Annotated in this window: 19 protein-coding genes; 11 read left to right on the top strand and 8 right to left on the bottom strand. The window is 70.7% G+C overall.

Annotation, left to right across the window (positions count from 1 at the left end; all coding sequences use genetic code 11):
* Positions 1-196 precede the first annotated feature (196 nt).
* A complete protein-coding gene (locus tag JDY09_RS05015; RefSeq protein ID WP_274715833.1) occupies positions 197-1,180 on the top strand; it encodes a septal ring lytic transglycosylase RlpA family protein in 984 nt (327 codons plus the stop codon).
* Positions 1,181-1,198: 18 nt separating this feature from the next.
* On the opposite strand, the gene JDY09_RS05020 is transcribed toward JDY09_RS05015, so the two are convergent.
* The gene (locus tag JDY09_RS05020; protein WP_274715834.1) at positions 1,199-1,933 is read right to left on the bottom strand and encodes an SDR family oxidoreductase; all 735 of its coding nucleotides are present in this window, start codon (positions 1,931-1,933) and stop codon (positions 1,199-1,201) included.
* Between the two features lie 442 nt (positions 1,934-2,375).
* Between JDY09_RS05020 and JDY09_RS05025 the strand changes: the two genes are divergently transcribed.
* Positions 2,376-4,475, top strand: a complete 2,100-nt coding sequence (locus JDY09_RS05025; RefSeq protein ID WP_274715835.1) for an MMPL family transporter — start codon at positions 2,376-2,378, stop codon at positions 4,473-4,475.
* A gap of 65 nt (positions 4,476-4,540) precedes the next feature.
* The gene (locus tag JDY09_RS05030; RefSeq protein ID WP_274715836.1) at positions 4,541-5,071 is read left to right on the top strand and encodes an OsmC family protein; all 531 of its coding nucleotides are present in this window, start codon (positions 4,541-4,543) and stop codon (positions 5,069-5,071) included.
* Here the strand turns inward: JDY09_RS05030 and JDY09_RS05035 are convergent.
* From JDY09_RS05035 to JDY09_RS05045, 3 genes are read right to left on the bottom strand one after another with little or no spacing between them, the layout of a single operon-like run.
* Positions 5,068-5,853: an SDR family NAD(P)-dependent oxidoreductase gene (locus tag JDY09_RS05035; protein ID WP_274715837.1), complete on the bottom strand. Its 786-nt coding sequence runs from the start codon at positions 5,851-5,853 to the stop codon at positions 5,068-5,070. The two genes, JDY09_RS05030 and JDY09_RS05035, sit on opposite strands and share 4 nt — an antisense overlap.
* A gap of 49 nt (positions 5,854-5,902) precedes the next feature.
* On the bottom strand, positions 5,903-8,800 hold the full coding sequence (locus JDY09_RS05040) for a S8 family serine peptidase (protein ID WP_274715838.1): 2,898 nt from the start codon (positions 8,798-8,800) through the stop codon (positions 5,903-5,905).
* Positions 8,797-11,859, bottom strand: coding sequence for a carboxypeptidase-like regulatory domain-containing protein (locus JDY09_RS05045; RefSeq protein ID WP_274715839.1), 3,063 nt, complete (start codon positions 11,857-11,859; stop codon positions 8,797-8,799). Before JDY09_RS05045 ends, JDY09_RS05040 begins: the two co-directional genes overlap by 4 nt.
* Before the next feature lie 664 nt (positions 11,860-12,523).
* Here JDY09_RS05045 and JDY09_RS05050 point away from each other — a divergent pair.
* Positions 12,524-12,736 carry a DUF2905 family protein gene (locus tag JDY09_RS05050; protein ID WP_274715840.1) on the top strand — a complete coding sequence of 71 codons (213 nt, stop codon included), beginning with the start codon at positions 12,524-12,526 and terminating at the stop codon, positions 12,734-12,736.
* Positions 12,737-12,748: 12 nt separating this feature from the next.
* Here the strand turns inward: JDY09_RS05050 and JDY09_RS05055 are convergent, their stop codons facing one another.
* On the bottom strand, positions 12,749-14,107 hold the full coding sequence (locus JDY09_RS05055) for a cytochrome P450 (RefSeq protein WP_274715841.1): 1,359 nt from the start codon (positions 14,105-14,107) through the stop codon (positions 12,749-12,751).
* 86 nt (positions 14,108-14,193) lie between these two features.
* Here JDY09_RS05055 and JDY09_RS05060 point away from each other — a divergent pair, with 86 nt between their 5' ends.
* Positions 14,194-14,622, top strand: a complete 429-nt coding sequence (locus JDY09_RS05060; protein WP_274715842.1) for an OsmC family protein — start codon at positions 14,194-14,196, stop codon at positions 14,620-14,622.
* A gap of 24 nt (positions 14,623-14,646) precedes the next feature.
* Complete coding sequence (locus JDY09_RS05065; RefSeq protein WP_274715843.1) at positions 14,647-15,294, top strand: hypothetical protein; 648 nt, start codon at positions 14,647-14,649, stop codon at positions 15,292-15,294.
* A 12-nt stretch (positions 15,295-15,306) separates the two neighbouring features.
* Here JDY09_RS05065 and JDY09_RS05070 read toward each other — a convergent pair whose 3' ends face one another.
* On the bottom strand, positions 15,307-16,131 hold the full coding sequence (locus JDY09_RS05070; protein ID WP_274715844.1) for a thioredoxin family protein: 825 nt from the start codon (positions 16,129-16,131) through the stop codon (positions 15,307-15,309).
* A 148-nt stretch (positions 16,132-16,279) separates the two neighbouring features.
* On the opposite strand from JDY09_RS05070, the gene JDY09_RS05075 reads away from it, so the two are divergent.
* Genes JDY09_RS05075 through JDY09_RS05095 form a run of 5 tightly spaced genes read left to right on the top strand, consistent with a single transcriptional unit; the run spans position 16,280 to position 21,165 of the window.
* Positions 16,280-17,164 carry an HAD-IIA family hydrolase gene (locus tag JDY09_RS05075; RefSeq protein WP_274715845.1) on the top strand — a complete coding sequence of 295 codons (885 nt, stop codon included), beginning with the start codon at positions 16,280-16,282 and terminating at the stop codon, positions 17,162-17,164.
* Positions 17,165-17,173: 9 nt separating this feature from the next.
* Positions 17,174-17,989 carry a class II glutamine amidotransferase gene (locus JDY09_RS05080; protein ID WP_274715846.1) on the top strand — a complete coding sequence of 272 codons (816 nt, stop codon included), beginning with the start codon at positions 17,174-17,176 and terminating at the stop codon, positions 17,987-17,989.
* Positions 17,986-18,894: a diacylglycerol/lipid kinase family protein gene (locus JDY09_RS05085; protein ID WP_274715847.1), complete on the top strand. Its 909-nt coding sequence runs from the start codon at positions 17,986-17,988 to the stop codon at positions 18,892-18,894. The genes JDY09_RS05080 and JDY09_RS05085 overlap by 4 nt, the downstream gene beginning before the upstream one ends.
* Positions 18,891-20,354: a MurT ligase domain-containing protein gene (locus JDY09_RS05090; protein ID WP_274715848.1), complete on the top strand. Its 1,464-nt coding sequence runs from the start codon at positions 18,891-18,893 to the stop codon at positions 20,352-20,354. Before JDY09_RS05085 ends, JDY09_RS05090 begins: the two co-directional genes overlap by 4 nt.
* Before the next feature lie 46 nt (positions 20,355-20,400).
* Positions 20,401-21,165: a type 1 glutamine amidotransferase gene (locus tag JDY09_RS05095; RefSeq protein WP_274715849.1), complete on the top strand. Its 765-nt coding sequence runs from the start codon at positions 20,401-20,403 to the stop codon at positions 21,163-21,165.
* Positions 21,166-21,169: 4 nt separating this feature from the next.
* Here the strand turns inward: JDY09_RS05095 and JDY09_RS05100 are convergent, their stop codons facing one another.
* Positions 21,170-22,918: a GspE/PulE family protein gene (locus JDY09_RS05100; protein ID WP_274715850.1), complete on the bottom strand. Its 1,749-nt coding sequence runs from the start codon at positions 22,916-22,918 to the stop codon at positions 21,170-21,172.
* Positions 22,915-23,421 carry a dUTP diphosphatase gene (gene dut / locus JDY09_RS05105; RefSeq protein ID WP_274715851.1) on the bottom strand — a complete coding sequence of 169 codons (507 nt, stop codon included), beginning with the start codon at positions 23,419-23,421 and terminating at the stop codon, positions 22,915-22,917. Before dut ends, JDY09_RS05100 begins: the two co-directional genes overlap by 4 nt.
* Positions 23,422-23,492: the final 71 nt, after the last annotated feature.

Below are 23,492 nucleotides of genomic sequence, written 5' to 3' on the forward strand. Positions count from 1 at the left end.
GCGAGCTCCCCGAGCTCGCGGGCGGGGGAACCAAGAGCGCCCGGTCGCGCGCACACGAGCGCCAAGTGCGCTTGCTAGCGCGATGGGAGCAGGGGCGAATCGGCCGGTGGTCCGGTCGTAGCGCGGCGCAAGGACGCCGCTCCGCGCGAGCCCGTCAGCTAACCCCGTAGGCGGGGGCCGGGAAAGGAGCCCGATCGTGTCCCCCAGCGCCGGTACGACCGGTGCGCGTGGGTCGCTGCTCGCCGTGCTTGCGCTCGTGCTCGCGGGCGTCGGCGGCACCGCCTACGCGTCGCAGGCAGACGACACACAAAACAGCCCACTCGCCGCCTCCGCCACGCGCGACCACCGCGCTGACAGCTTTGCGATCACTCTCGCGATGTCGCCACAGCGCGTGGCGTTCGGAAAGAAAGTGATCGTTCGCGGACGCGCGCGCAATGCCGAGCTCGTCGTGGTCGCGCTGGCGCCGAACGGGCGTGCCCGTTTTCGGCCGTTGGCGGTCCTTCGCCCCGCGCCGAGCGGCGAGTTCTCGTTGCGCTGGCGCGCGCGCCACAGCGGCGTGGTGCGCGCGGTCGCGCTCGCCGGCGGCAGCGTTCGTGCCACCTCGCGGCCGCTCGCCGTCGCCGTGCTGCCGCGCGTCTCGGCGCGCGTGCTCAGCCGTCACCTGCGCATTGGGGGAGGGCTCGCTGCGGCGCTGCGCGCCCGCTCGTCGACAGCGCTCGTGGTGCGCCTGCAGATCCGCAGGGCCGGACGCTGGCGAACGCTCGCCCGCAGACGGGTCGCGAGCGGCGGGCGGCTGCGGCTGCGGGCGCGGCTTGCGCACGCCGGCATCTGGCGGGCACGAATCGCCGTCGAGGCGCTCTATCCGGGCCGCCGTTATCGCGTGATCCGGAGCCTCGGCAGGATCTTCGTCTACCGACCGGCGTCAGCATCGTGGTACGGCCCGGGTCTCTACGGCGGCGCGCTGGCGTGCGGGGGTCGCCTCTACCCGGCGACAGTCGGCGTGGCCCACCGCTGGCTGCCGTGCGGGACGCGCGTCGCCTTCCGCTACGGGCGGCGGACGGTGATCGCGCGTGTCGTCGACCGCGGTCCCTTCGTCGCCGGGCGCGAGTGGGACCTGACCGCCGCGCTCAAATACCGCCTGGGCTTCGGCTCGACGGGAACGGTCTGGGTGGCGCACTGACCGTGCCGCGCCTAGACCCTAGAGCTGCTGGCGAATCGGCCGCAAAAGGATCTCGTTGAGGTCGACGCGCGGCGGTTGGTCGAGCGCGAAAAGCACGCAGCGCGCGACGTCCTCGGGCGCGAGCGCGGCGGTCGGTCGCTCGTCGAAAAACGGCGTGTCGACCATTCCGGGCTCGATCAACGTGACCTTGATGTCGGTGTCGGCAACCTCTTGGCGGAGCGCCTCGCCGATCGCGGTAACGGCGAACTTGGTCGCCGAGTAGAGCGACCCGGGAAGGACGCGGCGTCCCGCGACGGAGCTCGTGAGCAGGAAGTGGCCGCGGCCGCGCTCGAGAAAGTGGGGGAGAACGGCGCGGATCGAGAAGGCGACGCCGAGCACGTTGGTTTCGACCATCGCCCGCCAGTGTTCGGGCGTCTCGGCTAGGAAGCCGCGCTTGGCTCCGAACCCGGCGTTCGCGAAAAGAGCGTCGATGCGGCCGAACGCAGCGAGGGTGCGCTCGACAAGCTCTTGTTGCTCTTCGAAGCGCGTGACGTCACAGCGAACGGCGAGCGTCCGCTCGCTCCCGAGCTCGCGCACGAGCTCCTCGAGCAGAGCGAGGCGGCGTGCCGCGAGCGCCACACGCCAACCCGCCGCAACGGCGGCGCGCGCTGTCGCGGCGCCGATGCCGCTGGACGCCCCGGTGACGATCAAAACCCGCGACTCGGGCGGCAAGGCAACGGTCTGTTCCTGGCGGGAAGACGACGAGCTCTGCACGTGACGCATCTAAGCACGGCGTGCGCAGTGCGGCGAGAGCAGCTACTTGCCCTGCCGGTCGAGTTCGGGCGGCGCGCCAAGAGAAGGGGAAGGGGCGAGCGCAAACGGTTTGCCCGGCTCGGCTAAGTAACCGTTGTACGACTGCACAGTGGTACAGTTGCACTCAATTGTCGGTTGCCTGGGGCGGCAGTCCCGTCGCCACAGGCGTTTCGAGAGCAGGCACACAACGGCCATCGCGATCCCCAGGAGGTCGACGTTGGAGACAGCGCACGCAGCGGGAGCAGGAACGAAGGGGCGAAGTCATGCTCAGGCAGGCCCTGACGGTGGCTCCGGCAAGGAGGCGGCGGGCGCAGACTCGCGCCACGGCCCGTTCGGGCGACTCGGGGTCTGGGCGGTACAGAGGCGACGACTTGTCTTCGGGGCCTGGCTCCTGGTCGTAGCGGTGCTGGGTGCCCTGGCGCCGCGTGCCGAGCACGCACTGTCCGGGGCGGGCTGGTACGCCGTCGGGTCGGAGTCGGTGCGCGCACGCGACACGCTCGACCGACAGTTCTCAGGAGCGTCTTCGAGCGCCCTCCAGGTCGTCGTCACATCGAAGCGCCTGACCGCCAGCGACCCACGCTTCGCCAGGGTGGTCGACGCCGTCTCGCGCACGTTGCGCAGTGACGACCGTATCGCCGGCGTGGTTCCACCGCTGCCCGGCCTCACGCTCTCAAGGGACAGCCGGACCGCTGTCGTGCAGGGGCTTGCTGGTGCAGCACCCGACGAGATGGTGCGTGCCGCGTCAGATCTGAAGAAGCGGCTGCGAGCGCTGGGTGACGCCGAGGTGCGCGTCTACACCACGGGCAGCTCCGCGATGTGGTCGGACTTCAACGAAGCGAACAAGTCAGCGATGATGAAGTCCGAGCTTTTGTCGTGGCCTGTGACGCTGGCGATCCTGCTCGTCGCGTTCGGTTCGGTAGTCGCCGCAGGCCTTCCGCTGATGCTGACGATCGCCGGTCTTATCGCGGCTGCCGGTCTGCTCTTCCTCACGACGCAGCTCACCGACGTTTCGATCTGGGCGATGAACTTCGCCCTCATGTTCTCGCTGGCGCTCGGTATCGACTACGCGCTCTTCGTCGTCTACCGCTTCCGCGGTGCTCTGGCGCGCTCCCGCAACGACGTGCTGCGAGCGGTCGGCGAGACGATGGACACCGCAGGGAAGGCGGTCTTCTTCAGCGGGCTGACGGTGCTCGTGTCGCTGAGCGCGGTGCTGCTCGTGCCGAGCCCGGCGTTCCGCTCGATGGCGCTCGGGATCATGCTCTCGGTGGTGTTCGTGCTGGCGGCGTCGCTGACGCTCTTGCCCGCGGTGCTCGGCTGGCTCGGTCCGCGCGTCGATCGCTTCGCGCTACCTTGGGTCAGCGTCGGTCGCCACCGGTCGCCACGGTTCGCAGCGTGGGCCCAGCGGTTGGTGCGCCGACCGTTCGCGTACGGGACGCCGGCTTTGGTGGCGCTGGTGGTGCTGTGCGTGCCGCTGCTCGACCTATCCACGGGGATGCCGTCGATCCGCGTCGTTCCCCGTGACGACGGATCCAGGCTCGGCTACCAGACGATCCAGAGCGCTTTCGGCGCTGGCGCCCCCGGCGCGCTGCAGGTAGTAGTGCCCGCACGCGACGCGGCGGCGGCCGTCTCGGCAGCGCGAAGGACGCCGGGAGTTGCCGCAGTAAGCGGACCCGTTCGCTCGCGGGACGGCAGCCTGGTGATGTTCCACGCGGTTCCAATCGCCGATCCCTCGAGCGCCGCGGCAAAGCGCTCGATCGACGAGCTCCGAGCGGCGCTCCCGCCGAGCGCCCAGGTCGGCGGGGCCGCGGCCGAGTTCCGCGACCTCGAGCGCGCGCTGTCAGAGCGGACGCTGCCGGTGATCGCGGTAGTGCTGGGCCTCGGTTTCCTGCTCCTCCTCGTGGCTCTGCGTGCCCCCGCGGTCGCCGCTGTAGGCGTGGCGACCAACCTGCTCGCCACCGGTGCAGCGTTTGGAGCGGCAAAGCTGATTTTCCAAGACGGACGTTTCGAGGGGCTTCTGGGCTTCGAGTCGCAGGGGTTCTTGAACGCCTGGGCGCCCGTGTTCTTCTTCGCGATGGTGTTCGCGATCGCGATGGACTACACGGTGTTCCTGCTCTCGTCGGCGCGGGAGCACCGTGAGCGAGGCGAGTCGGCACGGGAAGCTCTGGTCGGCGGCGTCGCCCACTCGGGCCGTGTGGTCTTGGCAGCTGCCGCGGTGATGGTCGCTGTGTTCTTCACATTCGCGCTCTCCGGGCCGCTGCCGCCGAAGGAGATGGGCGTGATCCTCGGTATCGCAGTACTCCTCGACGCCCTGCTCGTACGCCTGCTGCTGGTGCCCGTGGCGCTACGGCTGCTCGGCGAGCGGGCCTGGTGGGTGCCAGGATGGCTAGATCGGCTGCTACCGCAAGTGCATTTCGGGCACGGCACGCCCGGCGAACAACCGGGCGAAGCCGAGGCGCCGGGCCGTGCGGGGGCGAAGCCGGCCGCCGTGCTAGCGGAGCGATGATGCCAGCCGCGCGGTGATCGCCCCTCACCAGTGATCGTCGCGGACGACAGTTCCGGAGGCAAACGATGAGCAAAAAGGTGAACAACGTCGACGTGGAAGCGATCGAGAGGACGGCAGCAGCGGTCGCAGCCGATCCCGCCGCGGCGAGGTTGCCGGTCGAGCTCGGAGGCGAGTGGCGTTTCGAGGGCTCGCCGCAGTTCGTCGGCGAGATCCCGCTGCCCACCGGCGCCCGCGTGCGATTCGAGGCCGACTTTCCGCCGGCGTTGGGCGGTGGCGGGACGGCGCCGAACCCTGTCGCCTACTGTCTGTGGGGAGGAGTCGCCTGCTACGCGATGACGTTCGCCCTCGAGGCGGCGCGTGCTGGCGTCGAGCTGCGGGCGTTGCGCGCACGAGTCGAAACTACGGTCGATCAGCGTCGCGCGCTCGGTGTCGCCGACGCTCCGCCGGTGGAGCATCTGGTGTGGACGCTGGCAATCGAGAGCGACGCCAGCGACAGCACGATCGACGAGCTCAAGTCATTGGCCGACGCGCGCTGTCCGGGTGTCTACTGCATCACCAACCCGATCGCTTTGACGACACGCGTCGAGCGTGTCTAGCCGCGCATAAGCCGGCTGGCGATCGGCAGCGCGATGGTGGTGGGCACGTAACGGTTGGGGGCGAACGCGGCGCGCACCTGGGGGCCGCCTGGAACCACGGTGCGCCGGCCGGCGTCGGCGGCGTCGAGGGCGTCGCGCGCGACGCGCTCCGGGTCGAGCCACACGAAGCGCGGCAGACGGTCGGCGAAGTGGGCGCCGTTGCGCTCCTGGAACTCGGTGTGCACGGGGCCGGGACAGACCGCGGTCACCGTCACGCCGTGCTCTTTCACCTCGGCGTGAAGCGCCTCGCTGAAGAGCAAAACGTGCGCTTTCGCAGCGGCGTAGCCGGCGTTACCGGGCAGCGGTTGGAAGGCGGAGACCGAGGAGACGTTGATCACGCAACCGCGCCGGCGCTCGACCATACCCGGCAGCCAGCGCGCCGTCAGATCGACCACGGCCTCAACGAGCACGCGCACCTGAGTGAGCTCCATCTGGCGGTCGCTCTCGACGAACGGCTTGTAGATGCCGAAACCGGCGTTGTTAACGAGCACGTCGACGGTGCGCGTCACCGCCCGGGCGAGCTCGTCGCGCTCGCCGGCATCGGCAAGGTCGCAGACGAGCACGGTCGCCCGCTGCTCGCCACCCAGCTCTGCTTGCAGTTCGCGCAAGCGCTGTTCGTTGCGGGCGACGAGGGTGACGTGGTGCCCGCGTCGCGCCAGCAGGCGGGCGATCTCGCGCCCGATCCCGCTCGAAGCGCCGGTTACGAGGGCTGTCGAGGTCGAGCTCGGTTCCGGGATGGCCATGGCGGCGAGCTTAGGCAGGCGTGGCGGCGCCGCCAATAACTCGAGAGGATCAGCGTCGTCGCACGACGAGCGTGTGACGGACGTAGCGAAAAACGCTGTCGGGGCGGCGGCTAAGCACGACGACGATGCGACGGCCGCGCACCTGGCCGCTGGTTAGCGATCTGCGCGCGCGACAGCGCCAGCGACCGCCCCCGAGACCGCGACAGCGGAGCTGCAAACGCCATGCTCGAACTCGTCGGTATCGCGTTCCGCGGCGAGCGTGCAGCTCCAGCTGCGCCCTCCACTCGCGGCGGGTGTGCGCCCGGAAGACGAGCTCGACGGTTCTGCCGCGAAGGCGAACCAGCGGAGCACCGACGAGCGCGTCGCGCAGCCGCGGCCGCGGCGCAGGCGGACGTGAAGGAACCGGTCCGGCGTTGCCGCCGGGAGCTCCACCAGCAGGAGGGTTCCCGCCACCGGAAGCGGGCGGCGAGCCGCCGGGTTGGCCGCTGCTGCCACCGCCGCTCGCACCACCTGTTGGTGGCGGGAGTGTCGCGACAGCTAGCTCGCGCCCGTCGCTCAGTTCCTCGCCGAGCGCGGTTGCACGCGCGGTGACACGCACCGTGCCACGCGCCGCTGTCACGGCAGTGACACGGACTTCTACGCGGGCGCTTTCCCCAGGGGCGAGGGTGCCGAGGGTGAAGCTCGCGGAGTCGACCGCCCGCAGCGACGGCGGCAGCTCGACGGCGAGCGCGACATCGCGGGCCGCGAGCTCGTCGGCCGGGTTGCGGACGGAGATCGTCAGCGTGTCGCTCTCGCCGACCCGCAGGTCGCCGCTGCGGGCACGCTCGACGTTCACAGTGGGCACCGGCGCTGCGAGCGGTTCGAGCGGGCGGGTGGCGGCTATCGCGAACGGCTCGGCGGCGAGGCCGTCGATCTGCGATCTGGCGACCACTTTGTAGATCACTTGGCGGGGGAACGTTCCGCGCCGGGCGCGAACTTGCTCGACGTTGTCGATGCGCGACCCCGAGATCTCCTGAACCCGCTCGTCGGCTGCGGCCTGCACCAGATCGATGTCGGTGAGAGTCGCGGCGAGGACCTCGTGCTCGTACGGTGAGACCCAGCGGATCGTGCCGCGCCGGTACCAGGCTACGGTCGCGCGATCGTCCGGGCTCTCGACGCGCGTCCGGTAGAAGACCGGCGCCCCTGGTCTGACCACGCCCGATGCCCAGTTCGCGCGCTCGCGCCAGGCGCGCGCGAGGTCGAGCGCACCCCAACCCCAACACGGGTCCCACCAGCCCCACTTCGGGCTGTATCCCTGGCTGTCGCGACCGGAGCCGGAATCCTGAGGACAGCCGAGCGCGGGCGGCTTGTAGGCGCTGTTGAGGAGCAGCGCTTTGCGCGCGAGCGGGTCGACGACCCCGACGCTGTGCAAGAGAACGGACGCTGCGGCCGCCTGGGGTGCCGAGAACGACGTTCCCGTCCAGCGGCCGGTGAAGAGCGGCTCGCCGGAGTCGCGCCAGAAGGGGTTCGGGTAGCGGCCGAAGCCTGCGCCGACCGCGACCATGTCGGGCTTCTTGCGCCCTCCGGGTGTCGGTCCCCGCTCGGAGAAGTAGGTGATCTCGTCGTCGCTGCGGTCGCTGACGCTCGCTCCTGGCTGGAACGCACCGACACAGACCTCGTTCTGGCCGTCGCACTTCGCGCGCGAGCCGCTGTCGTACAAATAGCCGCTGTTGCCGGCGCTGCGGAAAAACAGGATGCCGACCGACGACGTCACGGCGTCAGCCCCTCGATCCCATTGCGTGTCGTCCCCTTCGCCCGGCTCGCCGGTGCCACCGTGACTGGCGCTCACGGTCTCGGCGGGGTCGGGAGCGATCGGCCACGTCCCCGAGCATCCCGACGAGCTCACGAAGCTGACTGGGAGTCCGATCGCCCACGAATAGCCGCTGAAGAACGGGTATCCCTCGCCGCCGCAGGGCAAGGGCGCGGGTTCGTCAAAGCGGGGCTCGCCGTCGACGATCAGCTTGTCGATTCCGGGCGCGATTCCGAGCTCGGCGCTGTTGCCCTGCTGTGCGCAGCGGCTGTCGTAGCGCTGGTCGCAGCCTTGACCGATTGCCATCGCCGCGATCGCGGTGCCGTGGCTGCAGGGATCGCCGATCGCATCGGTGGCCGTGCACAGCGGGCGGTAGCCAGGCGGCACGATCAGTCGCCCCTGCGCGAGGAGCGGGCGGTAGGCGGGGTGTTCGCCGTCGACAGTGTCCCCAGCGATGAACAGGTCGGGGCCTGTTCCCGTGCCGTCGGTTGGATAGCCGGGCAGCTGTTGGCCGAAAGCTCCGTTCACCCACCAGATCGGGGCACCGACGGCATCGGAGCCGACGCGCACCAGAGGGTCCCGCCGCGGGGCGAGCGACACCGACCAGACAAGCGGCGAGCGCGCGAGCCGGATGGCGGCACGCGTCGGCAGTTCCGCGGTTAGCGAGAGCGTGATCGGATCGGACTCCTCGACGCGGCCCCCGAGGGCAAGAACGCGCTCTGTCGCACGGCCGAGCAGGTGCGCACCCGGCCGCAGCAACCTTGCTAGGAGGCGCAGGTTCCGCTCGCGCGCACGCTCGCTGCGCAGCGCCAACCGGCGACCGAGAGCCACATCGGCGCCCGCGCGGCGCGCGAGCGGCAAGGGCAGAGTTTGGGCCGCCTGGACGCGGCGGGCCGCGCGCAAGACATCCCGTAGGACGCGCACACGACGCAGCTGGATGTGCACGCGCACACGTCCCCGGACTTTGCGCACAGCTGGGTCGATCCCCGGGCGCGAGTAGGAGCGAAAGGGGGGAGGGAGCTGCTCGCGAGCCGCTCTGCGCTCGACGCCTTCGGGTCGCGGCGCTGCCGGCGGCGCAGCGGCGACACCAGCAAGCAGCGCTAGCGCGAACGCCAGCGCGAGTGCGCGACTGCGCGCGGCGGGAAGCGTCGCGCTCACCGTCTGCGCACTCCCACCTCGACGCTCACCACTGGGCTCGCGCCAGGCTCGTAGGGCCAACCCGCCTGGCGCAGCGCCACGGCGCGCAGCCGGAAGCGCGTCCTCGCGGTAACGGAGCGGAACGTATAGTCGGCTTGGAAACGGCCGGAGCTGTCGGTGCGCACGGTCTCGAACGTGCGCCAGCGGTCGCCGGCAAGAGCTTGCAAAGCCACGATGACTCCTTCGCGTGGAACGTACCCACCGTCCACGTGGCCACGCAAGCCCAGCGTGTCGCCGTTGCGCAGGGTGCGACGCGACGCTGCGAGCCGTACGCGCGCTGCCACGCGCAGCTCGGTAGCGGCAGTGGCGGGCAAGGCGCGGCCGTCGCCGGCAAAGGTCGCGACTATCCGGCCGCTCGGCCCTGGTGGCACGAGGACGGTGAAGGCGCCGCCGTCACCGGTCACGGCTGTGCCCAAAGGCTCGGCCGGCCAACCGCCGAGGGGTCGGCGTTCGAGGGCGATCCTGGCGCCAGGGATCGCCCTGCCATCGCTCGTAACGAGGCGGCCGGACACCACGCTCCCGACACCGAAGGCCAGCGCGAGCGGCGACCTGTCGAGGTCGAGCGAGCCGATGCGCAGGAGCCCGCTTCCCCCGCTCGGGCGTTTCGCGACGAAGGAAACCCGGGCCGAACGGACGGCCGCCGAGCCCGGGAAGACGACCGTGACGCGCGCGTTTTTGCTTCCACGGCCGAGACGCAGGCGCGCCGTAAAGCGACTGTCGCGCAAACGCACCGTGGCGCGCACCGTCCGCCGCCGGACGGTGGCGGCGACCTGCACCTTGCCGGCAGCTTGCGGGTCGATCCGCCCGCTGACCACGAGGTGCTCGCTCTGGAACCACGCGAAGGCGACGACGCTGGGTGGCGACGGGCGGGGGGTGAGCGGTGCCGCGAGCCCTAGGCGCGGCCGGTCGCGCAACGGCACCTCGACGATGGCGCGCGGGCGAGCGCCGCTCGGCGCGCCGAAAGTGTCGATCGACGCGATGTTGCCGGCAGCATCCTTCGCCAGCAGCCGCAGCTCGTAGCGCCCGGGCGCGAGCGTCTCGTCGCGCAGGCGAGCTTGGAAGCGGCCCGCTGCGACCTTCTCGGTGGCAAGCGGGCGCCAGTCGCTTTCGCCGAGCGCGCGGAACTCAAAGCGCGCTGCGGCGACGCCCGACACTGCGTCGTTGACTGCCGCGAGCAGCCGTGTCGGGTCGGACGGCGCGGGCCTCTCGATCCAGCCGCTCGGCGGCGTTCGGTCGATCAACACCACGGTTGCCGGGCCGACCGCACGGTTGCCGGCCACGTCGACCGCTTCGTAGGCGGCCACGTGCCGTCCGTCCGTGGCGATCTCGAGCGTGCAGGACGCCTCGGCGGGGCTGCGACCGTCGCACCGTCTCGCGGCGGTGCGGGTGGAGATCCGGACGAACCCGCCATCTTTGGTCTCGCTGCGGGCGGGAAGCATGCCCGATAGGTGCGCTTGGTCGCGGGCGGTGACCGTCACGCGGACACCGTCTCGCTGCCACACACCGGCGGGGGGCGCTTCGAGCTCCAGCGCCGGGGGCGTGCGGTCGACCGCGAGCGTGGTCGCGTCGATCTCGGAGCTCGCCGCGCCCGAGCCGGAGATTGCGCGAGCACGGAGCTCGTGAACACCTTCCGAGAGCTCCGCGAGGGTCACATGCGCCTCGTAACCGCTCGCGTGCCGACCGTCGGACCAGACGTCGACGGTGTCGTCGGGGTCTCGGTCGAGCGCCACCGAGTAGCCGGCGATGCCCGACGCTGGCGCCGCGGTGCTTCTCTCGAGCTCCATGCGCACCGTCGACCGGTATGACCTGGCCTCGGCGTCGTTCAACCAGCCGTTGCGGCGGTCGACCTGCGCGCGTTCCGGGATCGTGCTGTCGTAGCGCAGAACGCGTGCCCGCGACCACGGTCCGGCGTGGCCGGCCTCATCGCGCAGGCGCACTCGCAACTGCCACTCGCCGACAGCGGGTACAGCAAGAACCAGCCCGTTCGACGCACCGCTCGCGCCGTCGATGCGGGCCCGTTCCTCCCTGCACCTACCGCCGCCGAGAGCACAGATCTCCCACTCGACGGTCGAGTACGGGGCGCCGTTCAGACGATCGGGGTTGCGCCAACGCACGACGAAACGGTTCTCCCGCCGCCAGGCGCTCGCGTCCGAGCGGTTCAAGGCGAGCTGCGACGGCTCTACCACAGGTTCGATAGCCGGGGGCGGAGTGTTGTCGATGCGGAGCGCAGGTCCGGACTGGAGCGCACCGTTGCCGGCGGCGTCGGTGGCGGCGATCGCCATGCGGTACTCGCCGTCGGCAAGCGTGGTGGTGTCGAGCACGTACTCGCCAGAAAGCTGCGGGCAGGGACGGAACGTGTGGTACGTGCGGCCGGCCTGATCGGCGACGCGGATCCAGAACCACTCCTGTTCGTGGCCGCTGTCCCCGAAAGCAGCACCTTCCTCCGAAGCCGGGACACGGGCGCGGTCGCACGCGAGCGTGCGCTCCTGACGACGCACCACCGAACCACCGCTGCGCGCGACGACAACGACCTCGCTCGCAATCCCCGTGGCGTCGCTCGCGCGGTAAGTGATCGACCGCGGCCCCGTCAACCAAGGCACTGCGAGAGCGCTGCCGCCGGTAACCGCGAGCGTAGGTGCTGCTGTGTCTTCGACCGAGAACAGCATCCGCTCGGCGCCGGCGCGGTAGCGCCACTTGCCGTTCCAGGTGGGCCGCGAAGCGGCACAGCTAACCGCGCGACAGAGGACGCCCCAGCGCAGCGCTGTTCGCCCGCGCACGTTCAACGCCATGTACGGCCGCGGCCCACTGTTCGGCATCGGCGGCAGGCAGTCCCAGCCAGTGGCAGCGGCACCGAGACCCCAGAACCACCCGTGGCCGCCGTCGAACAGGCCCGCATACCAGCCGTTGCCTCCGCACACCATTGTCAGCTGCGCGTACAACCAGCGGATGCGGTTGCCCGCAGCGTCGAAGTGGTAGTAGACGTGGTCGCCGTCGGTGAAGGGACCCGACTCCGCGCTCACGCCGGCCACGATCCCGCGAAAGCGGTCGCCGTTCGCAGGGCAAGCCGAGAATGCGGTCGCGCCCGAGCGCACACCGATGACGGGCACGCCAGCCTCCTGTCGGCCCGTTGCGCACGTGATCACGTTGAACGTGCCCGCATCCGCCGTCGCCGCACCGGGACCCGCAGCTAAGAAAGCGCTCGCCAGGAGCGCGACCGCCGTCCGCCACCGCCACATCACCGGCGTGCGTGAGACAGTGGCAGCCAAACGCCTGGAGAGGAAGAGCCGCCAACGCGGCGTGTGCGCACTTGGAAAGCGAACAGCGAACTGCGACACCGTGGAACTCCTCTTGCGCACGCGCACCCGCTGGGGCGCGGCCGTACGCTCCACTTGTTTTTCCTCGGACCCGTCGTACCGCGGCGAGCGCGCGCCGCAGGCACACGCCCGTTTAAGTGCCTCCGGGAGCGATTTCGCCCCCGGCGGCGCACAGGGGGAGAGCGAGCCTATCCCCGAGCGCGCCCGGCGCGCAAGTCTCGGGCGGTGGCGGGTTTAGTCGACCCCGGTAGTGCTCGGGTGGCGGCAGCGCAGACCAGCACCGATTCGACATAATCCGCATTAGCGAGCGTATTAGCGAGCGTAGTGCGTCGCGGTGCTTCCAGCGTCGTAGCCTTGATGAAGGATCGCGATGGAAACGGCAGCACGCTTTTTGATCGTCGCCGGGTTGCTGCTGGTTCTCGCAGGTGTCTTGGCATATGGGTTCGCGAAGCTCGGCATCGGCAGGCTGCCCGGAGATCTCGTGTGGCGGCGCGGCCGCACGACGGTGTACGTGCCACTCGCAAGCATGCTCCTACTGAGCGTCCTGTTGACGCTGCTCCTCAACCTGCTTGTGCGGCGCTAACCGGCGCGCCGACTAGGCAGCGACGGGCACGCCTCGAGACGCGGGTTGGCGCACGTGCAGCACGACCTCTCCGTCGGCGGCAGGCGCCCAGGTCACGGCTCGGCGGAGTCGCCGCTCGTCACTGTCCCGTGCTGGGGTTATGTCGAATCGCGTGACGATCTGCTCGAGCGCGATCGCCAACTCCAGTTGCGCGAGGCTCGCGCCGATGCAGCGGCGAACCCCACCGCCGAACGGCAACCAGGTGTAGGTGCCCGGCGGGCGCTCGAGGAAGCGCTCGGGCCGGAACGCGTGCGGATCGGGATAGATGTCCGGCCGCATGTGCACGAGATAGATCGCCGGCGCCACTACTACCCCTGCGGGTAGCCGCCACGGCCCGAGCTCGACGGGCCGCTTCAACAGCCTCACCACGAGCGGTATCACCGGGCGCAAGCGCAGGATCTCTTGCACCGTCGCATCGCGCAGCGCGCGACCCTCCCCCGCTTCGATCTCGTCGCGCAGCCCATCGACCACGCGCCGGTGGCGAGCGAGTCGCTCGAGGCCCCACGCGAGCGCTGTCGCGGTGGTTTCGTGGCCGGCCACCAGCAGCGTGATGAGTTCGTCACGGAGCTCAGCGTCGGTGAGTGCGCTCCCGTCCTCGCGGCGGGAGCGGACGAGCACCGCGAGCACGTCGTCACGCTCTTCGAGGCGTTCGTCGCGGCGGGCGCGCGCCACCTCGTTGCGAATCAGCTCCTCGACCGGAGCGAGCGCGCTGCGCAGCATCCCGCTGCGTTCCATGCGGTCGGGGCCGAGCAGGGCGAACGCGAACAGACGGCGCCGCTCCGATGCCCAAGCGAGCGCACGCCCGAGTAGTCGACAGGCACGTTCGACAGCGTCGCTGCCGCTGACACCGAAAACGGCGCGCGCGATCACCTCGAGTGTCAACGCCTGGGCGAGCGGACGCACCTTCACCACCGTGCCGCTCGGCCAGCGCGCGAGATGGCGCTCGCTGACGTCGGCGATCAGCTCGCGGAACGACGCAAGCGCACGCCCGTGGAACGGCGGAAGAAGCAGGCGCCGCTCGCGCAGGTGCTCGTCCTCGTCGAGCAACAGAAGCGAGCGCGGCCCGAGCAACGGACGCAGCACGCGGTTTCCCTCGCCGGCGTGGAACGTGCGCGGGTCACCGCGGAAGATCTGTTCGATCAGCTTCGGATCGGCGACAGGCACGAACGTTCCGATACGCGGCCCGAGGCGGAGCGTGAAAACATCGCCATAGCGGCGATGGTTGCGATCGAGCACCCTCCACGGCCGCACCACCCACTCGGCGAACTGCAGTTGGGCGGGCAGGCGCGGCCCCGGTGGCAGACAAGTATCCGAGCCTGCGTTTGGCCGCACAGCCAAACGGTAGCGCGGGCGCGAGCCGGCGGCCAGCGCGTAGAGTTCGCTGCCGGGACGAACGATCTTTGGAGGTACGAGCGACTATGCCAGTGCGTACAGCGAGCGCGCGATGGGAAGGAACGCTGCGCGAGGGGAACGGTCGCGTTCGGCTCGGTAGCGGCGTGTTCGAGGGTGCCTACTCCTTCACATCGCGTTTCGAGGAAGGAACAGGCACCAACCCCGAGGAGCTGCTCGCTGCCGCTCACGCGGGCTGCTTCGCAATGGCCCTGAACGCCACCCTCGAGCGCAACGGCTTCACCGCCGAGAGCGTCGACACCGAGGCGCGCGTGAAGCTCGAGCGCGGCGAAGAGGGTTTCCGCATCACGCGCATCGAGCTCGAGGCCCGCGCAACCGTTCCGGGCATCGACGAACAGAAGTTCCAGGAGTTGGCGCAACAGGCCAAGGATGGCTGCCCGCTCTCGCAGGCACTGAAAGCGGTCGAGATCACGCTCGCGGCCGAGCTAGCGCACTGACCGAGCACCGACCGAGAGGCGACGATGGCGAAGCAGCGACAGGTAAAACGTCAGCTGCGTGTCGGTGCGCTACAAGCGATACCGGAGCTCGAGTCTCGCTCTGACGAGGAGCTGCTGCGCGAGCAACGCCACCGTGTCGCTGCACGCGCGATTCTGGGGGCGCGTGCCGCCGAGCGCTACGACGCGAAAACGGCGCGCCGCTACTTCAACGAGGCGCTGGCAGGTGCCCATCCGCACGAGCGGCCGGCACTCAGGCAGATGATGAAAGCGTCGCTCGCACTCGCCGAGCGCCGTCCCGATGAGCTCGCCGAAGCTGTCCAGAAGCTCGGCCAGGAGCCCCCGTCGCGTCGGCAGCTCTTCGTGCTTCGTCTCGTCAGCCTGCTGGTGCCGCCGCCAGGATCGGGCGCGTTCGCACGCGTTCGCGCCGTGGCGCTGTTCCTCGTGGTGATCGCGCTGCTGCTGGGCGCGGGAGTCGGGCTCGCCGAGCTCGTAGCGCTGCCGTTCGGCGGTATCGGCTTTGTGGGGTCGGTGTTGCTCGGCGGGCTGCTTGTCGCAGCGGCGATCGCGGCGCTCGCCCTCGTCGGCCGGCGGCGCCAGCGCCGGGCGCGCGAGCGCCAGGGGGAACAGCTCGCGCGTTTGCGCGAGCGGGCGCGAAAAGCCAGCGGCCGCTGACGGCGGCGCCGCTCAGCTGACGAGGGCCGCCAAACGCCGCCGGAACTCGGTCGCGAGCGGATCTCCCTGCCCGAGCTCGGCGAAGATGCCGACCATCACGCGGCGCAAGAGGTCGCGGCGCTCGCGGTCACTCTCTCCCGCTAGCTCGGCCTCGAGCAGCTCGAGGCTCTCGCGATAGGCGCCGCGGTCGGCAAGCTCGAAGGCGCGCGCCAGGCGTGACAGATCCGGTCCACCGGCCTCGAGCAGGGCGACGCGCGCGCGCAAACCGTCGGCGACGAAGTCGCCCGCCACTTCCTCCAAAAGCGCGGCTGCCTCCGCCAGCTCGCCGCGCTCGAGCACGAGCCGCGCTAGCGCGACGCGCGCCTCGCGGTTGCGCGGGTCGAGCGCCAGCGCCTCGCGTAGCTTCGCTTCGTCGCGGGTTCGCGCGCCCTCCCTCGCCAAGCGCTCGGCGCGGGAGGGGACGACGCGAGCAAGAAACGCGTCGACCGCGGCCGGTGGCTGCGCCCCCGTGAACTCCGCGACCACACCGCCGTCGCGGAACGCCTTCACGGCGGGAATGCCACGGACGCCGTAACGCGCGGCGAGCCCTGGATTCGCGTCGACATCGACTTTCGCCAACAGAACCTCGCCACCACGTGCCTCGACCGCTCGCTCGAGTACCGGCGCGAGCATGCGGCACGGCGCGCACCAGCCGGCCCAGAAGTCAACGATCACCGGTACCTGGTGCGACCGCTCGATAACGTCGCGGTCGAACGAGCGCTCGTCGGTGTCGAAGACGGGCGCTGCCAGCTGTGCGCCCGGTCCGGACGCCGCTTCACGGGCACGTGGTGAGCTCATCGCTCCAAGGGTAGCCCCGGCTGCCCGGGCGTCGTCCGGGGCGGGCATGCAGCATGCTCGTCGCTAGCGAGTGCCCATCGCCCGCTCGCAGCCCAGCTCGCAGCGTGCCTGAGCGTGGACACGGAACGGACGCTACGCTGCGGCGGCTGTGGCATGGGCTCTGAGCGAATTCGCGGCCCGCTACGACGGCTTCATCGTCGACCTCGACGGTTGTATGTGGGTCGGCGAGGAACCGATCGCCGGCTCGTCCGACGCGGTAGCCGCGTTGCGCGAGCACGGACGGCGAGTGGTCTTCGCGACCAACGACCCGCGCCGGTCACCCGAAGAGTACGTGCGCAAGCTGTGGCGACAAGGAGTGCGCGTGGCAGCCAGCGACGTTGTCACGGTCGGTCAGGCGCTGGAGCGCTTCCTAGCGACCGAGCACCCCGGTCGCAGCGCCTACGTGGTGGGAAGCGACGCGCTGCGGCGCCACGTTCGTGCCGCCGGGATCAAGGACCTCGAGGGTCGCGCCGGCGAGCACGCCGAGCTCGTCGTCGTCGGCGGGAGCGACGATCTCGTCTTCGAGCATCTGCGCGTCGCCACGCTCGCACTGCACAACGGCGCCTCGCTCGTGGCGACGGCGCGCGACCCCGTCTATCCGCATCCGGAGGGCCCGTGGCCGGGGACGGGCGCGCTCGTTGCGCTGTTCGAGTACGCAAGCGGCAAGCGCGCCCAGATCGTCGGCAAGCCCGAGCGCTACCTGATCGACGCCGCCCGCGAGCGGCTCGGCGCCGCCGAGCGGGTGCTCGTCATCGGCGACCGACTCGACAGCGACATCGCAGCCGCGGTGCGCGCCGGTCTCGACGGTGCGCTGGTGCTGTCGGGAACGACGAGCGCCGACGAGGTGCGCCGACACCAGTCCGCTCGTTCGAGCGGTGGCGGCGCGCCACCGCGACCGGTTGCTGTGGCCGAGAACCTCGCAGCTCTGGTGCTAGCCGGCGGGGCTTCCGACAGCCGTGTCTCAGCCGCCGGCCCAGGGCCTGGGCGGAAATAGACTGCCGCCGTGTGCCGCCTTTTGGGATCCGTCTCGGTTTCGCCGCACTCGCTCGCGGCCGAGCTTCTCGACGCGCCGAACGCTCTGCTGCGCCAGGCCGACGAACACGACTCGGGCTTTGGGCTGGCCGTCTATCCGCGCGCTGACGGCGGCGACCCCGGGGTCGTCCGCTTTCCGCAAGCGGGCGCGGCACGCGAGACGCTGCACACGCTCGCCGGTTTGCGCGGCCGCATCTTCCACGCCCACGTGCGGCGCGCGACGATCGGCGGGTTGCGACTCGAGAACACGCACCCCTTCACATTCGGTGCTTTCAGCTTCAGCCACAACGGCACCCTCGCCCCCTATCCGCAGCTGCCGCCAGATGCACCGTCGCCGCGCGGCGACACCGACTCCGAGCGCCTCTTCGCCCTTTTGCTGAGCCGCTTCGACGCACGCGACCCGCTGGCCTCGTTGCGCTCGGTGGTGGTCGATGTGATCGCCACAACCGCCTTTTCGGCGCTCAATTTTCTGTTCTGCGACGGCGAGCGTCTGTACGCCTACCGCCTCGGCATTTTCGAGCTCTACTGGCTCGCGCGCGACGGACAGCTGCTGCTCGCCTCGGAGCCACTAACCGAGGAAAGCTGGCACCCCGTGCAGCAGGACGTGCTCTTGATCGCCGACGCCGAGGACCCCAGCGAGCTCCACGCCGAGCGCCTGGTCGGCGACATCTGGCGGGACCGCGCACGCATCGAGCGACTGGAGCTGAACCCCGCGCTGAGCGGCGAGGCGCGTGGCGCAGCGGCCGCCGAGCGGGCGCGAGCGCTGGCGACGCGTTCCTCGCAGTGACCCAGCGCTGGCGAGAGGTCGTGCTGCTCGTCAACCCGCATGCGGGTGGCGGGCGTTCGCGCAAGGTCGTGCGTCGCTGCGAAGACGAACTGGCGCGCCGCGGCGTGGTCGCCCGCACGATCTTCACGCATGACGCCGACGACGCACGCCGCCAAGCGGGAGCGCTGGCCGGTGCGAGCGATCGACTTGTGGCAGCGGTCGGAGGCGACGGCTTCCTGCGCCTCGTCGCCGGCGAGCTGCGCGGCACCCCGACGCCGCTAGCTGTCCTGCCGGCCGGGCGCGGCAACGACTTCGCACGCGCCCTCGGCATCCCGCGCGTCCCGGCCGCGGCGGTGGAAGTGGCGCTGACCGGGAGCGAGCGCGCGATCGACGTGGGTGTCGCCGGCGGCGAACCGTTCCTCGGGATCGCCAGTATCGGCTTCGATTCGCGGGCTAACCAGTTCGCCAACGACGCGCGACTGGTGCGCGGGCGTGCCGTCTACGCCGTCGCTGCCTTGCGGGCGCTTGCCCGTTGGCGGCCGGCGCGTTTCGAGCTGCTCGCCGACGGCGAGCGCTTCGTGTTCCACGGCTACACAGCGGCAGCGGCCAACTCCGGGCGCTACGGCGGCGGGATGCGCCTGGCGCCGAACGCGTCGTTAAGCGACGGTCTTCTCGATGTCGTGACGGTGGCGCACGCCCCGCCGCTGCGCCTCCTGCGCAACCTCCCGCGCGTGTTCGCCGGCACCCACCTCGACCTACCCGAGGTCGCGACCTGGCGCGTGCGCACCCTCGCACTCGCGAGCGACCCACCCTTCGATGTCTACGCCGACGGCGACCCGGTCGCGCGCACCCCGACCGAGATCACGGTCGAACCTGCGGCGCTGCGTGTCGTCGTGCCGGACCGCGAAGCCGCCGAGCGCCGGTGACAGCGACCGACCCCGCACCGCGAAGCCGCGCCGCTGCGAGCCGCGAACTCCGGCACGCACGCGACCGCCGCCCACGCCGGCTCGTGCCGCTGGCGGTGGCGGTCATGGCGGCTCGCCTTGTGGGGCTAGTAAGCCGCGCGCTCGGGCGGGGAGGCACGACGCTGCCAGGCAGGGTTCTACTCGCTCTGCATGGCAACGCCCTCCCCCGCCTCGCTCGGCGGCTCGATCACGGCGCGGTGCTGATCTCCGCCACCAACGGCAAGACGACCACCGCGGCGATGCTCGCCCACGTGCTCGACGCCGCCGGTTTCGCGGTGGTCCACAACCAGGCCGGGTCGAACCTCGTATGGGGTGTCGGGACCGCCCTTCTCGGCGCGCGCCGTGGCGCGGGCCAGATCGGGATCTTCGAGGTCGACGAGGCGTGGCTCGGAGCGATCGCCCGGGCGGTGACGCCGCGCGTCGTGGTGCTCGCCAACCTCTTTCGCGACCAGCTCGACCGTTATGGCGAGCTCGAGCGCCTGGCCGACGACTGGTACGAGGTAGTGCGCGAGCTCTCGCCAACCGGGACGCGCTTCGTGCTCGCGAGCGACGATCCGCTGGTAGCCGACCTCGCGGGGGGTGTCGACCGTGCCTCCCCCCCACCCCTGTACTTCGGCATCGAGGACGACACTTGCGCGCTCGCCGCGCGCGACCACGCCGCCGACGCCACGCACTGCCGCCGCTGCGGCGCCCCGTACCGCTACCGCGCTGTGTGGGCGGGGCACCTGGGTCGCTACGAGTGCGCGAACTGCGGCCACCGCCGCCCCGATCCAGACATCGCCGCTGAGCGCGTAGTGTTGGAGGGCACGCGCGGCACGCGCATCGAAATCCGCGACCGCCCGCGCGACAGCGCCGCGACAGTCGCGCTGCCGCTGCCCGGTTTGTACAACGCCTACAACGCGCTCGCCTGCACAGCCGCGGCGCGTTCGCTCGGTGTCGATCTCGCGCGTTCAGCCGCGGCACTCGCGACGTTCCGGGCCGCTTTCGGCCGTGTCGAGACGGTCGAGCTCGACGGGCGCGAGCTCGTGATCTTGCTGATCAAGAATCCGGCGGGCGCCAACGCCGTGCTGCGCACGCTGGCGCTCGAGGAGGAACCGCTCTGCTTGTGGATTGCACTCAACGACGGGGTCGCCGATGGTCGCGACGTGTCGTGGATCTGGGACGCCGACTTTGAGCTCTTGCGCGGGCGTGTTCGGTCGGTGGTCTGCAGTGGTAGCCGCGCCCCCGAGCTCGCCTTGCGCCTCAAGTACGCCGAGCTCGAGGCCCCGATCGCCGTCCAACGAGAGATGCGCTTGTCGCTAGAGGAAGCCGTCCGCAACGCCGACCGGCGGCTGTACGTGCTGCCGACGTACACAGCTTTGCTCGACATCCGCACGTGGCTCGCCAAGCGCGGGGCGGTGGCACACTGGGCGCGGGGGTGAACGGGACGAGCGCGACAGCGCGATGCACGCGTCGGGAGGGTGCGCGGTGAGCGAGCGCCTGCGCGTCGTCGCGCTCTACCCCGAGCTGATGAACATCTACGCCGACCGTGGCAACCTGCTGATGTTGGAACGCCGTTGCCGTTGGCGCGATATCGGCTTCGAGCTGAAAGCGGTCTCCTTCGACGATCGGCTGGCGCCCGGCGAGTGCGATCTGATCTACATCGGCGGCGGCCAGGATCGCGACCAGGCGCTCTGTGCCCGCGATCTCGTACAGCGAAAGCGCGACGCGCTGGTCGAAGCTGTCGCTGGGGGTTGCGCGCTGCTCGCTGTGTGCGGCGGCTACCAGCTGCTCGGCCGCTCCTACCGCGTGGGCGACGAGACGCTGCCCGGGCTCGGGCTGGTCGGCGCGGAAACGGTGCGCGAACCCGGGCCGCGCCTGATCGGTAATTGCGTGATCGAAACGACGCTGGGCGGCGAGCTCCGTCTGCTCGCCGGTTTCGAGAACCACGGCGGGCGCACCTATCTCGATCCCGGCGTCGAGCCGCTCGGGCGGGTAGTGCGCGGTCACGGCAACAACGGCCGCGACGGGGGCGAAGGAGTCGTACAAGGCAATGTCATCGGCACGTACCTGCACGGCCCGCTTTTGCCGAAAAACGCCTGGCTCGCCGACTTCCTGATCGAGCGAGCTCTGGGCATCGCTCTCGCCCCGCTGGAGGACGGGCTCGAACAGGCTGCGCACGAGTGCGCGATCGAGGCGGCGGGCCTGCCGCTCGCGCGCCTTGATCGGGCCGCCTACGCCGACCTGCGCTAAGGGCTTAGGCTGCCGTTCCGAGCGCGCGTAACACCTCGTCGAGCGAGGTAACGCCCGCGCGAACCTTGTCAAGCGCCGCCTCGCGCAGCGTGCGCAGTCCGCTTTGGCGGGCGGCGCGACGGATGCGGTCGGCCGACGCCCTTTCGAGCACGAGCGCGCGCAGCTCGTCGTCGAAGCGCAGCATCTCGTAGATCCCGACGCGCCCGCGAAAACCAGTGCCAGCGCAGCGCACGCAGCCGCCGGGCGCGAACGCGTCGATCGGACCGACCTGCCCGAAACCGTTCTCGCGCAGCACCTTGCGTGTAAGCCGCAGCGGCTGCTTGCAGTCGCACAGTCGCCGAGCGAGCCGCTGCGCAATCACGCACTCCAGGCTTGACGCCACCAAAAACGGCTCGACGCCCATGTCGATCAGCCGTGCCGCCGCCGTCGCCGAGTCGTTGGCGTGCAGCGTCGACAGCACCAGGTGCCCGGTGAGCGCCGCCTCGATCGCGATCTGCGCGGTTTCGCGATCGCGGATCTCGCCGACCATCACCACGTCCGGGTCGGCACGGACGATCGCGCGCAGCCCGCGGGCGAACGTCAGGCCGGCTTTCACGTTCACCGGCACCTGCTTGATGCCGTCGATTTCGTACTCCACCGGGTCCTCGATCGTCACGATCGTGCGCTCCGGCTCGTTCAGCAGGTTGAGCGCCGCGTAGAGCGTCGTCGTCTTGCCCGAGCCGGTCGGCCCGGTGGCGAGGATCGCACCGTGGCCGAGCTTCAGCGTCCGTTCGAGCAGCTCGCGGTCCGCGTCGTCGAGCCCGAGCTCGTCGAGCTTGACGAGCGCCCGGCCGGGGTCGAGGACGCGCAAAACCACCGCCTCGCCGCGCGCGACCGGCAGGGTCGCGACACGAAGATCCACGTGGCGGCCGGCGACGGTCAAGCCGATGCGCCCGTCCTGGGGGACGCGGCGCTCGGAGATGTCGAGCTCGGCCATGATTTTCAGACGCGAGACCACGCCCGGGACCAGCGCGCGCGGGATCGTCGTCGAGTCGCGCACCACGCCGTCGACGCGCAAGCGCACGCGCATGTCGCCGCTGGTGGGCTCGAAGTGGATGTCCGAGGCGCCGCGCTCGACAGCGTCGGCGATCACCGAGTTGACGAGACGCACGACGGGCGCCTCTTCGGCGACGTCGCGCAGCTCGACGATTTCGGCCTCACCGGGCTCTTCTGAAATCGCGTCCTCTTCGATCTCGGCGACCGCGCTTTCCGCCTCGGACAGTTGGCGCAAAAGCGCATCGATCTCGCCGGCGGCAGCTATCGCTCGTTTTGTGCGCAGACCGGTGGCGAGCTCGATCTCGTCGAGAGCCGGCAGGTTCGCCGGATCGGCGACCGCGACGAGCAGCGTCCCTTCGTCCCAGAAAGCGATCGGCACGGCGCGCATGCGCCGCGCGTGAGCAGCGTCGATGAGGTTGGCGGCGCCCCAGTCGACTTCGAACTCGTTGAGGTCGACGTACAGCAGACGGTTGCGCTCGGCGAGTGCGCGCGCCAATCCCCGCTCGTCGACGACGCCCTCTTCAAGCAGAACGGGACCGAGCGGCCTGCCCTCGCGCTGTGCCCGCTCGGCACAGCGGCGCACCGTCGCCTCGTCGGCGAGACCGAGCGCGACCACCGCCTCGCCAAGGCGGCGCGGGCGCATACCCGCGGTTTGCGGCGGGTACACGCCACGGGGAAGCTCGGGCCTTTCGTCGGCCGCAGGGCGGAGCGACGTCACGTGTTCGATATCGGCTCGGCTTGGACGCGCTGAAGGGGTGCGACACCGGTCGACCCGAACCCGCGCTCGCCGCGCTCGCCTTCTCCTAGCGCCTCGCACTCGCTGACGCGGCAGAGCGAGAAGGGAACCACAAGCAGCTGGGCGATGCGATCGCCGCGGCGCACACGGAAGGTGTGTGTGCGGTCGGTGTTGATGAGCACCACACGGATCTCCCCGCGATAGCCGGGATCGATCAGACCGGGAGCGTTGACGAGTGAGATGCCGTGCCGAAGGGCCAGCCCGGAACGCGGAACGACGAGCCCGGCGTGCCCTGGTGGGAACTCGACAGCGACACCGCAGCCGACGCTTGCGCGCTCGCCGGGCGCAAGCACCCTCTCTTCGCAAGCCGCTAGATCGAGTCCGGCATCGCCCGGGTGGGCGCGCTGGGGCAAGAGCGCCCCCGGGACGAGCCGCCGGCACCGCAGCACCGCGCCCTCGCCCACCGCTATCGCCGTCGAAGTCACGCAGGCAGTGTAAGCGGACCGTGCGCCGCCAATCCCGGCGGCAATCTTCGCGTGACGACGCGAGCGAGCGC

Origin of the sequence: Thermoleophilum album (assembly GCF_028867705.1) — a bacterium.
GTDB lineage: Bacteria > Actinomycetota > Thermoleophilia > Solirubrobacterales > Thermoleophilaceae > Thermoleophilum.